This window comes from Amycolatopsis sp. NPDC058986 (genome assembly GCF_042741125.1).
Classification (GTDB): domain Bacteria; phylum Actinomycetota; class Actinomycetes; order Mycobacteriales; family Pseudonocardiaceae; genus Amycolatopsis.
The window spans coordinates 24,470-39,832 of sequence record NZ_JBHYJW010000019.1; the positions used below are offsets into that span (position 1 = coordinate 24,470).

Sequence of the window (15,363 nt, forward strand, 5' to 3'; positions counted from 1 at the left end):
TTCCTCCCCATCCCCAGTGCTGGGGGCTCAATCTAACCGGCTGGGTAACGCTCGTACCAACCGTCATCCCCTGGCGCGTCCGAAGCGGACGTCGCGAACTCCGCCAGCGCGTCGTCGGCGAGCTGCTCGATCACTTCGCGTAGTTCGAGGCGGTCGAGCCAGCTCGCGCGCAGCGCCTGCTCGCCGTACATCGCGCCGACGAGGTTGCCGCACACCGAGCCGGTCGAGTCGCTGTCGCCGCTGTGGTTGACCGACGCGAGCAGCGCGGAATCCGCGTCCGACGTGGTCAGCGCGACGTAGACCGACATCGACAGCGCGGTCTCGCCGACGTTGCCCTGCCCGAGGCTTTCCAGCTTCTCCGGCGTCGGCGGCCCCTCCTTGGCCAGCGCCAGCGCCTGGGCCAGCGCATCGGACTGCTCTTCGTGGTGCTCGTGCCGTTCCAGCTCCAGCCGGGCGATCGCGACCGCGCTGGGCAGCGGTTCGCCACGCAGCAGCAGGTGCATGAGCACCGCGAAAGTGCCCGACGACAAATACCCACTCGGGTGACCGTGGGTCAGCGCGGCGCTCTCCGCACCGAGGGTGAACAGCTCCGCGAGGTTCTCCGACCACAGCGCGATCGGCGCCGCGCGCATCACGCCGCCGCAGCCCTTCGAGTTGTTCACCGGCCGGTCGACGCTGCCGCGTTTGCCGGTGCGTCCGTACGCCTCCAGCTCGCCGAAACAGGTCAACCCCGGCGCGCGGCGGCTGAACAGGTCTTGGTGCGTGATCAGCCAGCCGTCGGGCGCCTCGCTGTCCGACTCCGGGCCTCGTGCCCGGTCCCACGCGACGCCCTGTGTGTGCAGCCACCGCTGGTAGGCCATCTGCAGCGACTGGACGACGTCAACAACACTGTCGGAGCCCTCGCGGCGTCGCTGCGCGTGGGCCCTGATCAGCGCTTCGAGGGAGAACAGCGTCATCTGCGTGTCGTCGGTGATCCGGCCGACGCCGCCGTATGCCGGGATGAAGTCGGTGATCCCGTCCGGTCCGGCGATCTCCCGGATCCGGTCGATCGAATCGAACTCGGTCTTCGCGCCGAGCGCGTCGCCGATCGCCCCGGCGAGGAGGCTGCCCCGCAAGCGGGACCGTACGGCCGGGAAGTGAAGCCAGTCGTGCACTTAGTTCTCTCCATGGGGGTAGCGCCGCTGCCAGCGTTCGCGCTCGGAGGGTTCCCGCGCGACGCCGAAACGGTTGAAATGCCGGAAGACGTCGGTGGCGACGTTGTCCAACACGCCGAGGTCGGTCAGCGACGAGGCGAGCGGCAGGCCGGGAACGCCGGCGCGGGCGCCGACCATCGCGCCGACGAGCGCGGCGCAGACCGGCCCACCGTGGGCGGCGAGTCCCAGCGCGGCTTCCGGGTCGTGGCCGCGCTTGGCGGCGGCGAACAACGCGCGGCCCAGCACGGAAAGCGGCGACCGGCCGTCGCCGATGCCGTCGAACTGCGTGGCGTCGTCGGCCGCACGGTCCTCACGCAGGGCGAGGACGGACTTCGCGAGGTCGTTGCCCTCCTGCTGCTTGAGCAGGATGTGCACCGGCAGCGCGAACTCGTCCTTGGTGAGCAGCGCGCGGAACAAGGTCACCAGCAGGTCGACGCCCGCCGAGATCTCCGGACCGGCCGCGGTGCCGGTCAGCTCGCGCGCGACGGCCTTCGCGTAGACCTCACCATCCACAGTGGACATTTCGACGCCACCCGCGAGGGTCGCGGCCAACGCCGTCGCGAACAGGCCCGAGAAGTCCGACGGCGGCGGGCCCGCGTGGGCGGTGGCCCGCGCGATCCAGCCGTCCGGACGTCCGCCCGCGGGGAGCGTCGCGGGTACTTCCCCGGTCTCGGTGATCGACGGCAGGCCGCGGATCACGGATTCGGTGTGGAACAGCAGCTGCCGGGTCAGACCGCCGAGCGGCAGCGCCCCGGCGGGGTCGGCGCCCGAACCCAGCGCGTCCCCGATCGCGAAGCCGACGTACGCGCCGAGGACGCGATGCCACGCGTACGCACTGCTAGGCGTGCCCTCGGCGAGGAACTTCCCGAACGTCCACGGCACCGGACGCGGCGAGCCGTCGTCGGCGAAATGCGTGATCAGGCCCTCGGTGGCCAGGTCGTCGGGCCAGTCCTGTGGTTGTCCATTCCGCAGGTTGGCCGCGTTGCGGTAGCGCAGCGCGAAGGCGCGAAGGTACTTCAGGCACTCCGCAGCACTCAGCTCGTAGCCGTTCTCGCGCGCGCCTTTCGCGACGTATGCGAGGTGTCGCGACAGCAGATCGGGCGGCGTGATGGCGAATTGGTCGGTCAGGGCGGGCAGCGCGTCGAGAACCTCGGGGCTCGCTTCGGGCGCGAATACGGTCACCGGCTCGCGTACTTCGACGCCCGGCGGCAGCGGATCGCGGACGAGGTACAACTCGCGCGAGGTCAGCGAGATCGGCGTCGGGCCGCCGGGGTCGAGCGTCATCGCGTAGGTGCGCCAGCGGTTCAGGATCTGGCGCGGCTGGCCGACGAGCCGCTCGGGATAGGCAGCCGGGACCTTCGTCGAGGAACTGAACGCGATCAGTTCCCGGGTGTCCCCCGGCGGCCCGTTCCGCAGCGGCCGGAAGATCGGCTCGCCGTTGTGCAGCGGCACGAAGACATCGCGGTCGAGCAGTGCGGCGGTGAATTCGCCGCGGCTGAGCCAGCCGACGTTGAGGTACCCGACGAGCTTCTCGACATCGGTGACTGGTGTCGGGTAACCCGTCCACAGTGGACCGGGCCGGTACTCGGCATTCGCCTTGTACTCGCCGGTTTTCTGGTCGTACAGCGTGTGCTGGGCCCAGCCGCGCACCGCGCGCTTCGGGATCCCCAGCTCGGGGAACGCTTCGGTGTCGAACTCCGGGTCGACGTCGGACCGCCACTCGGTGAAGCCGGTTTCGGCGGTGTTTTCGCTGTCACCCGCGCCACGGGCCATCATCGCCAGGTCGTAGGTGATCTCGCCGCCGTCGTCGGGCACGAACACCACCGGGCTGGGGAACAGGCCCTTGCCGGGGTCGGTGCCGTCGAGGTAGCCGGCGGCGTTCAGCGTGAAGTTCCAGCCGCCGTTGCGGTGCACGGTGTACTCCGGCCGGACGCGCAGCGCGGCCGGGCCGGTCGTGCGATCTCCGTCCGGTGTGTTCCGCAGCCAGTCCTCGAGGCGCGCGACGGCTTCCTCTGCGTTCATGTTCCCCATCCTTGCGGTCCCGGCGGATCAGTGCCGGGGATACCGCTGAATCCACTGCTCGCCGAGCGCGCCGAGCGCCGAGTGCCGGTCGAAGTGCCAGTACACGTCCGACGCGACGTTCTCCACGAGGTACCGCAGGTCGAGCTGATCGACCCACTTCTGCGGCAGCCCGGGGATCCCGGTCCGCGCGCCGAGCAACGCTCCGGCGATCGCCCCGGTGAGCGCGCTGCGGCCCGAGTGGTTGACCGCGCGCAGCAGCGCCTGCTCGGGGTAGTTCTCGAAGCCGGACAATGCGGCGAAAGCACGTCCCAGCACGGAAAGCGTGCTCTTGCCGTCGCCGATCAGCTCGGGGGCACGCAGATCGGGCAGGCCGTGCTCGGCGAAGAACGGGACGGACTCCGCCACCATCGCCTTCACCGCGTCCCACTCCGGGCCCTGCTGGTACTGGTTGTCCGGGTTGAGGATCTCCCGGGACAGGTTCCAGATCGGATAGCTGAACGCGTCCTTCGTCAGCGCCGGCTCGAACAGCCAGGTCAGGTAGGTCGCGGCGGCGAGGTCGGGCTCGCCGGGATGGGTGAGGCCCGCCAGTTCGCGGACGGCCTGGCGTGATCCGCCGCTGAACCCGCTGCCGGGTCCCGCGACGGTGAGCGCCGCGGGCAACGCCGGGATCAGTGCGGCGGGCCCGGACATCGGCGGCGTCTGCGGGTCGTTGGTCACCACCCCGTGGTAGGAGTTGAGCAGCACGTCGTCCGAGGTCCGGCGGACGCGCAGCTCCGGCACCTTGACCAGCCAGCCGTCGGGGTCGTCCAGCGGCGCGCCCTGGGTGTGCAGCCAGCGCCGCAGCGCACCGCGCACGACGTCGCCGAACTGCTGCTCGACCTCGCGCGACTCCGGCTGCTCGCGGTGCGGGCTGCGGATGACGGCCTCGGTGTAGAACAGCAGCCGCTGGGTCAGCGAGCCGATCCGGCCCGGCTGGTCGAAGGCGAGCGGCAGATCGGTGACGCCCTCGGGCCCGTACTTGGCGTGGATCTCGTCCAACCGCATCCGGTCGACGGCCGTGCCGAGCGCCTCGCCGAGCGCGAAGCCGATGTACGCGCCGGTGACACGCTGCCAGCCGTAGCGGTAACCGTCGAGTTCACGCTCGAAGTACTTGCCGAACGTGTCCAGCCTCGGCACGGTGTTGCCGTCGTTGTCGTAGGCCGGGGCGAGCCCGTTCGCGCGCAGGTCGTTGGGGCGCCCGGGCGGCGGTTCCGGCAGGCTGAGCCGTCGCAGCCACGACTCGCCGAGGACGGTTTTCTGGCACTCCTCGGCCGTCAGCTCGTACCCGCGCTTGCGGGCCTTCTCGGCGGCGCCGAGCGGTGGGCTGACCGGCTCGGCGAGGCCCATCCGGGTCGCGGTCTCCCGCGCCACGCGCTCCAGATCCTCTTCGGCCTCCGGGCATTTGCCGTGGGTGTCGATCCGCGGTTCGCGACGCGGGAAGCGGCGCGCGATGTCGGCGAGCTCGGGGCCGCTGACGTCCTCGAAGGTCGCCGGACCACCGTTGATCACCAGGTTCGGCGGATGTTCGAACTCCGCGAGCGTGGCGAGGTCGACCTGCCACCAGCCGTGCTCGCGCGAGGGCAGATTGCGGGTCGAGCTGAAGACCTTGAGCTCGTTGCGTTCCTCGGTGAAGTAGAAGCGGTCGGTCTTGCCGGTTTCGAGGTCGAGCGGGACGAACACCTCGCAGCGCAACAGCCCGATCAGCAGCTGCTCGCGGGTCAGCCAGCCGACGCTCGCGAACGACAACAGCGTTTCGAGGGTGTTCTCCGGCTTGGGATAGCCGCGGCGGATGGGCCCGGCCTTGTACTCCGGGTTCTCGCGCTCCTCGCCGGTCTGCACGCCGTCGTCGTTGACCTTGACCCAGCCCGCGACCGCGGGCAGCGGCACGCCCAGCTCACCGAGGCCGGATTTGACGTACTCCGGGTCGACGACCTCGCGCCAGTTCTCCTGACCCGGGAACGCGACCGGCACGCTCAGCCCGCCGGGGTGCGGATGCGCCTGCCGCAGCTCGCCGTCCGGTTCGCGGACCACGACCGAGGGCGGCGGGAAGATCTCCTTCTCGGCCTTCCCCTCGTCGAGGAAGGCGATGGTGTTGTACGGCACCGACCAGCCTTCGGGGATGCGCCGTACCTTTTCCTGGTCGATCCGCAGCCCGCCGGGGCCCGACACATCGGGGCCGTGTACGGCGCGCAGCCACTCGTCGACCTTGGCAATCGCTTCCGCCGCTTCCACCTACTCGATCCTCTCCAGGCTTCCGTCGGACTCGTGCTCGGCGATCGTCCTGGGCAGCACGTAGGCCACCGCCCCACCCGGCAGATTCGCCCACGGAACCGTGATCCCCGTGATCACGTGCAGTGGGCGGCGGAGCCGGTAGCCCCGCACGACGCGCTCCCGCTCGAGCGGCAGGGACGTCGTGGCGAACCGTACCCCGTCGTGGTGCACGAGGTTCCCGGGTTCCTCACCGAAACGCAGAACGACCGTACCCGCTACCAGCCGGGTGATGCGCTTGTTCCGGAGAAGGGTGAGGGGAGGCTCACCCGCGGCCGCCTGAACAGGCCAGTCGGCGAGCTCCTTGGCGGTCTCGAGCGGCGTCTCGTGCCCGGCGGTCATCCGAGCCGGGTGCAGCAGCAACGCGCCGAGCAGTTGCTGAGCCGCGTCCTCAAGCCGCTCGAAGTAGCGCGGGGCGACCGGGGCGCCGTCGGCGTGCGCGGCGACTTCCCAGCCATCGGGAGTGAAGTTGAGGCACCAGGTCCCGTCGGCCCGCTCGCCGATGCGGTAGGCCTCCGGCCACACACCGTGCTCACCGAGCCTGCGGACCAGCACGATCAGCAGCTCGTCGTCGGGCAGCCGCGGATTCGGCGTCGTCTCCAGCTCGGCCGCGACGTCGCCCTCGGTCCTCTTGACGTCGGCGCGGCCGGGTCTGGGTCTCGGGCGGCCGAGCAGGTCGGCCTCCGCGGTCCGGCGGACGAGGTGCTCGACATACGGCGGCTGGAAGGTGTTCGCGCGGATGTGCGCGACCAGGTCCGGCTCCGGCGGGAGCCCGTATTTGCGCAGGTAGTGCGGTACGGACGCGTGCCAGATCCAGACGCCGTCGGTGTGATACCGCTCGGGGACGTCTTCCGGTGCGCCGTCGGCGAAGATGTCCGGGCCGAGTCCGTCCCCGGCGAGCACGACGGCCTCACGTTCGAGGTACTGGAGCACCAGCGGCACCTCGGCCTCGGGCAACGGCTCGCGGTCGACCTTCGGCGGCTCGCCCTCGGTGTAGGCGTCGACGACGCGGGCGTGCCGGAACACCACCCCCAGCGGGAGCTGCGCCCGCAGCCGCCACCAGTCCGGGATGTGCTCGTCCTCGCGCGGGAACTCGGCGAGTTCGTCGGGATAGGCCGTCGAGCCCTGCTCCGGCGGTTCGTTCCACGCCGGTTCGGTGTCGAGGGTGAAGTCGAAGTCGAACGTGCCGTCCGGGGCGAGGGTGAACCGCGACTGGAGCCAGGTGCCACGACCGGTGGCGTACATCCCGGCGCGGAGCCGGCTGAACAGGTTCGTCAGCTCCGGTTGTTCGCCGGCGTTGCGGACCTCGAGTTCGGTGTGCTTTCCGGCCTGCCGGAACGAGACCTCGACCGGCAGCGTGTCGTCCACGCGGTGGGCACGGACCAGCTTGCCGATGCCGATCAGCACGGCGCGCTGTTCTTCGGGGGACAGGGGTTGTTCCACGTGAATCATCGTGCCCTGTGCCGGCCCATCACGTGCTCCCTTCCGGGAACCTGCTCGTGACCGGGAACGACGGCGGCTCACCGGCCGCGCGTCGGGCGAACTCGTCCTCCCACATCGTGAAGGTGCGCCGGTAGAGCGACTGGATCAGCGCCCGTTCCTGCGCCGCCAGCGGACGGTCCTCGTCGCGGGCGAGCTGGTACAGGCCGTTCACCGTTTCGTAGAGCGCGAAAATCGCCCCCTCACCGCGGAGCCACTCGTTGCGCGCGGCCTCCGTTTCCTGGACGAACCGTTCTTCGGTGAGCGTCCGGATGTCCGAGCTGGTCGTCGCCCAGACCGCCTCGCGGACATGGGAGTTGTCCTCGACGAACTCGCCGGTGTCCAGGTCGAGGATCTTCCCGGTCAGCCCGCCGTCCGGGGTCGAGTCCACCCGGTAGGGCTGGGCGAAGTACTTGAAGAACATCGGAGTCCGGAAGGCCATCACGCATTCTCCTCAGGCGTCGCGGGCGGCAGGCCCCGTTCCAGCGCGTCCTGGAAACGCCCGCGCAACTGCTCGATCAGCGCGGCGTCCAGCGCCGCTTCTTCCGGTGACAACTTGCCGTCGCGGCCTTCCTGGCGGCTCAACGTCTCGAAGTCGCGGCGCACCTCGAACAGTGCGTGTTCGTAGGCGGCGACGTTGTCGATGTGGGTCAGGTGCAGCCGCAGTTCGGCGACGTGCTTGTTCGGCAGCTGGACGTTCATCTGCAGGTCGCGGTAACCACTGGGCTTCGGGTTGGCCATCCGGTCCTCGAAGTAGACGATCTTGAGGGCCGGATCGTTCTGCAGCTCGCGCAACGCGTTGTAGAGGTCGGCGACCGTGCCGAACTGCACCTTGGCGCCGACGAGGTCGGTCAGCTGCCCGCCGTCACCCTTGTACTTGGCGATCTTCGCGAGTGCGCGGTCGTCCTCCTTGGGCTTCGTGCGGTAACCGGCGTGGCCGTCGTTCTCCGCGGCGAGCCGGTCCGCGATCGCGTTCAGCTTGTCCTGGTTCGCCCGCCAGTTCGCCCGCTCATCGGCCACCCACCGCTTGGTGGCCTCCTCGTTGTTGCGGAACTCCGGGAGGAAGCTGGCGTGCTTGCGGTCCTCGGGCTTCGCCCCCGCGGCGATCTCTTCAGCGGCTTCGGCGATCTCGATCTGTTCCCGGGTCGGCTCGAACGGCGTGACGCCGGCCTCGTGGACCTCCCTGACCAGCTCGTCGCCCCGGGTGACGGCCTCGTGCGCGGCGGTCTCCAGGATCGGGATGGCCTCCGGGTGCTCCATCAGGCTTTCGATGGTCTTCGGGTTGTTCAGCAACGAGCGGGTCAGCGTCTCGTTCACCGGGTCCTGCATCAGGTTCAGCAGGCCGGGGTGTTCGGCCAGGTGCGCGCGGATGTAGTCGCCCGAGGCATGGCTGTCCAGCGCGGCCTCGACCTCCGGCCGCGAGAGGAAACGCTCGGCTTCCTCTCGCACGCGCGGGTCGACGTGCTCGTGGCTCGTCGCGGGCTCGTCGTGCGGTCGCTCCGCCATGCCGTAGCCGCCGTGTTCGGGCTGGTGGTGCCCCGAAGGCGCGTGCTCCGGCGTCGCCGGGACGTGCTCGGTGAACGACGGCACCGGCCGCCCGTCCGGTCCGATCCGCGACGGCCGCACGTCGACACCGTGCGGGCCGCCGTCCCGCGCGTACGCGATGCGCGGATCGACCGGCTGGGTGGGCTTCGGCTCCGTGATCGGCTCTTTCGGGGCCTGCTCGTGCGACATCTGTTCGTGCGACGTCGTGGTGTGCTCGTGCGCGGCCGGGGTGTGCGGCACGCCGTCGGCGTTCGGGACGCCGACGTGCATGAGCCGGATGTCCTTGGGCGGCTTGGGCAGGTTCAGCAGGTCGCCGGACTGAGGGTCGATGAACGCCACTCCGTCGCGGGTGTTGACGACCATCGCGACGTGCCCGCGTTCGACGCCGTTCGCGTCCTCGTACTTCACCGCGACCACGGCGTGGTGATCCTCGGGCATGTCCCGCATTTCGCGGATCACGGTGTCGTAGTCGGCGCGTTCGGAGAACTTCTGGCCGAAGCGGTCCTCGATGTGATCGAGCGTGCCGCGGCTGTCCATCTGGCCGAACGGGATCGGCTCCGCCGTGGCATTTCCACCGTGCAGCCGGTCCCAGTACGCCTCGGGCGTGCGTGTGCAGTTCGACATGTAGCCGTTCTCCAGCGCGCCCGGCTGGTGGAAGCCCGGGTTGACCTCGCCGAGGTGCGGATGCCGCTCGCGGACGTAGGCGGCACGCTCCTCCGGCGACGCGGTGCCGGCGTGGATCGCCGCCTCGTACGGCGGATTCGTCGGCCGCGCCATCGACGAGAAGTCCGGCGGTTCGTGGGCGGACGTGCCGTCGTGCGCGGGTGTTTCGTCGGCGTGCGGTGCGGGTTCCTCGCCGAAGCCGTGGCCACCCAGACGGTCCGAAATGGACGGTTCGGATGCCGTGTGCTCGGCGGGCTTCGCGGGCGGGGTCTCCGGTTCGACGGCGCCGCCGAGGCGCTCCATCAGGGCGTTCTGCCTGCGCCGCGCGTATTCGGGGGCTTCCTGGGTGAAGCGTTCCCGCCGCTCGGCCATCTTGCGCTTGGCGTCCTCGGGGCCGAGATGACGGGGGTCGCCAGGGGTGACCTCCTCGGCGTGGATGACCCACTTCCGCTTGCCCTCCGGCGTGATCACCAGTTCCTTGCTGTGCACGTGGAGCTGGGTGCCCGGCCGGGACAGCGACTCGCGCTCGCCGGGATTCTCCGCCAGCGCGGAGACGTCCTTGCCCGTTTTCGACTGGATGTGCAGTTCGACGTCGTCGCCGAACTTCGAGCTGGAGAACTCGCCGGTCTTGATCGACGCGCTGGTGAAAGTCGGCTCGATGGTTGTCTCGCCGACGACGTAGTGATCCGCGGTCAGCTTCGCCAGATGCGGGTCGCCGTGCACGTCGATGCCGCGCACGACCTCGCCGACGTGATCGGGGAGCTGGGCGAGGCCGTCCACGATCGCGCGCGAATTGTGCTGTGCCAGCTCGAAACCGGGGTGTCCCGGACCGTGCCTGTTCGCCTCGTTGACGTGGTATGAGTACTCGCCGCGCGTGTAGCCGTGGACCGCGATCGCGCCCTCGTCGGTCATGTGGCGCAAATGCTCGTGCGCGTCGCGGCGGCTCAGCGCGTTTTCCGCGATCTGGTCGTAGATCCGCTGGTCGCCGACGGCTTCGCGGATGCTGCGGTGATCGGCCTCGGTCGCCCAGTGCTCCGGGTCGGACAGGTAGTCCTCGTTGTGTGGCGCGGTTTCGGCGCCCTGGCCGAGGCGTTCGGCGATGTCGGACGACGGCTCTTCCCTGGTGGGCTCCTGCTCACGGGCGGGCGGCTCGGTGTCCTTTGTGGACTCCGCGTGCTCGGCGCGTTCAGTGTGTCCGGTGTGTTCCTCGGTGGGCCGGTGCTCGGGGGTGTGCGACTCGGTCGTGTGATGTGGGGTCGGCGCCTCACCGCCGCCGAGCGGCATGGCCTTGATGCCCGTCGCGTCGTGCGGCAGTTCCGCCAGCCGTCCGCTGCGCGGGTCGGCGAACACGACGCCGTGCTCGGTTTTGACCGCCGCGACGATCCGGCTCTCCACCCGCGGATGCGCGGCGGGCGAGTCCGCCGGGGCGTGCGGGTCGCCCGGCACGTGGTGCTCGAACGCGATCGCGGTCCGCGCACCGACCGGACGTTCGCCCAGCTCCCGCGCGATGCTGTCGAAGTTGCCGCGATCGCTCCACTGGCCGCCGAGCCGTTCGCTGACGTGGTCGAGGCTCTGCTGATGCGACAGCGCGCCGTCGGCAGGAGCGGCGACGGCGGGTTCGCCGTTCATCCGCTGCTCGAACGCCACCATCGACTCCGCGGAGTTCGTCCGGTAGCCGTTCTCCAGCGCGTTTTCGGCGTAGTAGTGGCGGGTGTTGACCTCTTCGATGCCACGGAGGTTGTCGCGCAGCAGCCGTGCTTCCTGCTGCGGCGTCTCGACCGAGTCGTGGTGGATCACCGGTTCGCCGCCGGGCTCCAGCGGTTTCGCGAGTTCCGACCAGCCGCCCTCGGGCTCGTGCTTCGCCGGTTCGTGGCGAGGTTCCGGCTCGGGGTGGCCGGCTGTGGTGTCCTCGCCGCCGCCGAACACCGAGAAGATGTCCTTGATGTTGTTCTTGAAGAGCTCGGGGTGCTCCTCTTCGAACTTCCGGTCGGCTTCCTCCTGCTCGCGTTGGAAGCGTTCCTCGTCGGCGACGTTGCGCTCGCGGCGTTCCTCGATCTGCCGCTGGGCCTCGTCCGCGCCGAGGTGCCGCGGGTCGCCGGGCGCGACCTCCTCCGCGTGCACGATCCACTTCGGCTCTTTGTTGATGCTGCCGTCGGGATTGCGGTGCGTGTACTCGGGGTGGTCCGGGTGGCCGCGGCCCATCTCGACGCCGTGCACGAGCAGCTGCGAACCCGGCTTCATGATGACTTCGCGTTCGTGCTCCAGCGCCGCGAGCTTCGAGACGTCGCGCCCGGTCTTGGACTCGATGCGCATCTCGACTTCGCCGGGGAAGTTGCTGCGCAGGTGCTCGGCGTCGATCTTCGACGTCGACAGGAACGCCGGCTCGACGACGACCTGTCCCTCGCGGTAGTTCGCCAGGAACGCTTCCATCCGGCCGGCGTGGCGGTCGAAGTTGACCATCCGCGAGACCGTGCCGGCGTGCTCGGGCATCTCGTTGAGCCCGGACGTCACCGCCCGCGCCTGCGGCGTCAGATCGCCGAGCGTCTCGCCGCCCATGCGCTGGGCGTGTGTCAGCGGGTGCACCATTTCGACGCGCGTGTACGAGTGGACGGCGATCGCGCCCTCGTCCGACATGTGCGGGAAGTTCTTGTCCCGCAAGGCCAGCGCCTCGCGGCGGACCTGCTCGTGCCGCAGCTCGCCGGTCTCGGCGTCGACGTGACCGTGTTCGAGCTGGGTCTCCACGATCCGGTCGACGTCCGCCGGATCGTGACTGCGGAACTCGGGATCGTGCAGGTAGCTCTCGTCGACCGGCGAGTGCCCCTCGTCGTGCGAGCCGGGCGTGTGATCCTCGACGGGCGGCTGCTCGTCGTGCTGTGCCGCGGGTTCGTGCTCTTGCGGTGCCTGCTCCGGCTCGTGGGCCGGGGTGGGCTCCTGCTCCGGAGTCCGCTCCTGCGGGGTGTGCTGTTCCTCGGGCACGCGTGCGCCAGGCTCATGCTGCTCCGGGGCCTGCTCGCGCTGGGCCTCCGTCGGGCGGTGCTCGCCCGTGCCCTGCTGCACAGGCGCCTGCTCGCGCGGGCCGTGTTCCGGCGCGGCCGCGTTGTCGTGCGGCGGCTGTTGTTCCGGCGCGCGCTCGGCGGGAGTCTCCTGCTGCGGAGTCCGCTCCCGCCCGTACGGCTGCTGCTCCGGCGGGCGCGGCTGTTCCGCCGGGGTGTGTTCCGGCGTGCGCTCGACCGGCCGCTGGTCCTGCGGACGCGGTTGCTCGTGCGGAACGTGCGGCGGTTGCGGGGTTCCCGGCGGTTGCTGGGTAGGCGCGTGGCCCTGCGGCGGATGTCCGGGACGCGGCTGTTCGGGCACGAACGGCTGCGGTGGACGCGGGCCGGGACCCTGCGGCGGCATGCCCGGTGGACGGCCCTGGTGCGGCCCGAACCGCGGGTCGCCGTTCGGCGGCCCCATCGGCGGACGCCCCGGCGGAGGCGGCATCGGCGGACGGCCACCCGGATGCGGACCGGGTCCGCCGGGGCCCACCGGACCGCCCGGCCGCGGCTGGCCGGGATAACCGCCAGGTCCACGCCCACCCGGCGGACCGGGAGGGGGTCCGGGCGGACGTGGCGGGCCACCCTGGGGCTGCCCGGGACGTCCGCCGAACTGTTCGGGCATCCGGCGCGGATCCCCTGGCGGGAAACCGGGACCGCCACGTGGCGGTCCCGGCGGCTGGTTCGGCGGCGGACCGCCCTGCGGCGGACCGGACGGGCGCGGTCCGCCACCGCCCGGCGGCATGCCGCCCGGGGGCATCCCGCCTCCTGGCGGCATTCCTCCCGGTGGCGGCGCGAACCCGCCCTGCGGCGGCGGAGGCGCCTGCGGTGGTTGTCCCTGGCCGGGGAAGCCCTCGGGCATCGGCTGCTGACCGCCACCGGTGTACCCGGCGGCGGCGACGTTGTCCTGCGGGCGGCCCTGGCGCGGCGGCTCTCCGCCCGGGTAACCACCAGGGGTGAAGCCACCCTGCGGCGGATTCGGGGTGTTCGGCGCCATGCCGTAGCCGCCGGACGACGAACCGCCCGAGGATCCACCGGACGATCCGTGCGCACCGCCGCCCATGCCCCCGCCCATGCCGCCACCGCTCATCGGCGGGGCGGAACCACCCGCGGGCGGGTTCGCCGCGGGTTGCTGCTGCGTGGCGGGTGCCTGGTGCTGCGGTGCCGGGCCGTCGGTGGTCTGGGCCGCCGCGGAGCGCGGGGCTTCCTGCGGCGCGGCCGGATGTTCGGGCTGCTGGACGTGATCGGAACTGGTCGACGTCCCGGTGTCGGCAGACCGGTGTGCCGGGGTTTCGCTCTGGTGCGCGGGCGCCGGGTCGTGTGACACCGGGGCGCTCTGTGTCTCAGCCGCGCGTGGCGTCTCAGTGGCGTGCTGGGTCTGTGGCGTCTCGGTGGTGTGCTCGGGCGCGCGGCTTTCCGGCGCATGCTGGGTTTCCGGTGCACGCTGGGTTTCCGCGGCGTGCTGGGTCTCGGGCGCGTGCTGCGGTTGTTCGCCGGTGTGGTGCTGGCCCGACCCACTGTCCTGAGTGGACTGATGAGACGGCTCCGATGTCCGCGTCTCGGTCGAACCGCCGCTCTCCTGGCTGTGATTCGACGTCGGCTCGTTCGACCGGCTCGACTCACCGGAAGGCTCGGACGATCGCGAGGACGCTTCGGACTCCGAGGACCGGGTGGACGGCTCCGACTCCGACGAACGTGAGGACGGCTCGGAATCCGTTGTCCGCGAAGAAGGTTCCGAGCGCGACGAAGGTTCGTTCGACGATCCGCCGTCGTCGCCGGAATCGCCGGAGTGGCTGCCGCCGGACGGCTCGGCGTGCGGGGAGTTGGCCTCCTTGATGTGGCCGATCTGCTCCTTCGCGCCACCTGCAGCGCCCCCGACCGCGCCGCTCGACGCGCCGGTGAGCAGGTCCTTCGCCGACAGGTCCCCGAGATTCCCGGTGACCGCGGCCTGCCCGACCGTCTGCGCGACACCCTCGACGGCACCGCGCGCGCCCGCACGCATGGCGGCGTCGGCGACCTGGCCGCCGGCGCTGTGCGAAAGCCCCTCCGTCGCGCCGCGGCCGATCGATCCGCTCGCGGCGCCCACGACTCCGCCGACCGCGCCGCTGATCGCCGAGTCCTTGGTCTTGTTCCAGTCCCATTCCTTGCGGTCGCCCTTGGCCATCTGCAGGCCCTGGATCCCCGCGTCCATCCCGAGGTTCATCGCCTCGTTCTTGAGGATCTCCTTGCCGATCTTCTTGAGACCCTGCTTGAGGAACTTCTCCAGCAGCTCCTTCGCGACCTGCTTGAACCCCTGCTGCGCGAGCTTCTCCAGCAGCTGGCGGAACAGCATCTGGACGGTCATCCTGGTGGCGATCTGCGCGGGCGCGATCCCCGCCGTCGACCCGCCGAAGGTCACCGCGGCGGCCGCGATCATCGCGGCGATCTGCGCGGCCAGGATGATCAGCGAGATGATGATCATGTACTTCGTGTACTCGACGTCGAGCGCCGTCTGATCACACGAATCGCCGAGTGCCTTGCAGGCCTCGGCCAGGTTCTTGAAGTACGCGTCGTCGCCCTCGACGAACTTCTTCCACTGCTCGCCGAACGCCTGCGCGCCGTCGCCGGACCAGTTGTTGAGGACACCGGTGGCCGCGGTGCTCCCGATCTGGGAGGCCTGCGGGATCGCGGTGGACGCGTTGTGCCAGGCGTCCCGCAGCGCGCGGAGCTTGTCCTCGTCGCCCTCGGGCCAGCTCTCCCCGACGACGATGGGCAGCAGCCATTTGACCGCGTCGGGCATCTCCATACCCACGGATTACTGCCCCTTGCCCTTCGTGAGCGTGTCCGCGACGGTCTGGTCAGCTCCGTGGAGGGCCTTCATCGACTGGTCGACATTGCGGAAGAGCCCGCGCAGGCCCTCGACCAGGTTGCCGAAGCCCTCGACGGCGCCCTTCGCCCCCGGCACGTAGTCCTTCGCGAACTCCTTGCCGGAGTCGTCGTCGCCCCAGCACTCCCCCTGCGCGCTCAACGCGCTCTGGAGTTCCTTCGCGGCGTCCTCGAGGTTGTCCGCGGCTACTTCGAGCCCACCGGCGGCGGATTTGACCGCTTCCGGATCGGCGGTGAAACCGCGCCCGTCCGGCATC

General features: G+C 70.6%; 7 protein-coding genes. All 7 read right to left on the reverse strand.

Annotated elements, in window-relative coordinates; genetic code table 11:
* Nucleotides 1–32 precede the first annotated feature (32 nt).
* From ACFW0G_RS18530 to ACFW0G_RS18560, 7 genes are read right to left on the reverse strand one after another with little or no spacing between them, the layout of a single operon-like run.
* The gene (locus ACFW0G_RS18530; protein WP_378326540.1) at nucleotides 33–1,154 is read right to left on the reverse strand and encodes an ADP-ribosylglycohydrolase family protein; all 1,122 of its coding nucleotides are present in this window, start codon (nucleotides 1,152–1,154) and stop codon (nucleotides 33–35) included.
* The gene (locus tag ACFW0G_RS18535; protein WP_378326541.1) at nucleotides 1,155–3,215 is read right to left on the reverse strand and encodes a YrhB domain-containing protein; all 2,061 of its coding nucleotides are present in this window, start codon (nucleotides 3,213–3,215) and stop codon (nucleotides 1,155–1,157) included.
* Nucleotides 3,216–3,242: 27 nt separating this feature from the next.
* Complete coding sequence (locus ACFW0G_RS18540; protein WP_378326542.1) at nucleotides 3,243–5,486, reverse strand: ADP-ribosylglycohydrolase family protein; 2,244 nt, start codon at nucleotides 5,484–5,486, stop codon at nucleotides 3,243–3,245.
* Complete coding sequence (locus ACFW0G_RS18545) at nucleotides 5,487–6,974, reverse strand: TNT domain-containing protein (RefSeq protein WP_378326543.1); 1,488 nt, start codon at nucleotides 6,972–6,974, stop codon at nucleotides 5,487–5,489.
* 19 nt (nucleotides 6,975–6,993) lie between these two features.
* The gene (locus ACFW0G_RS18550; RefSeq protein WP_378326544.1) at nucleotides 6,994–7,443 is read right to left on the reverse strand and encodes a hypothetical protein; all 450 of its coding nucleotides are present in this window, start codon (nucleotides 7,441–7,443) and stop codon (nucleotides 6,994–6,996) included.
* Nucleotides 7,443–15,026 carry a toxin glutamine deamidase domain-containing protein gene (locus ACFW0G_RS18555; RefSeq protein WP_378326545.1) on the reverse strand — a complete coding sequence of 2,528 codons (7,584 nt, stop codon included), beginning with the start codon at nucleotides 15,024–15,026 and terminating at the stop codon, nucleotides 7,443–7,445. The genes ACFW0G_RS18550 and ACFW0G_RS18555 overlap by 1 nt, the downstream gene beginning before the upstream one ends.
* A 9-nt stretch (nucleotides 15,027–15,035) precedes the next feature.
* Nucleotides 15,036–15,362, reverse strand: a complete 327-nt coding sequence (locus tag ACFW0G_RS18560) for a WXG100 family type VII secretion target (protein WP_378326546.1) — start codon at nucleotides 15,360–15,362, stop codon at nucleotides 15,036–15,038.
* Nucleotide 15,363: the final 1 nt, after the last annotated feature.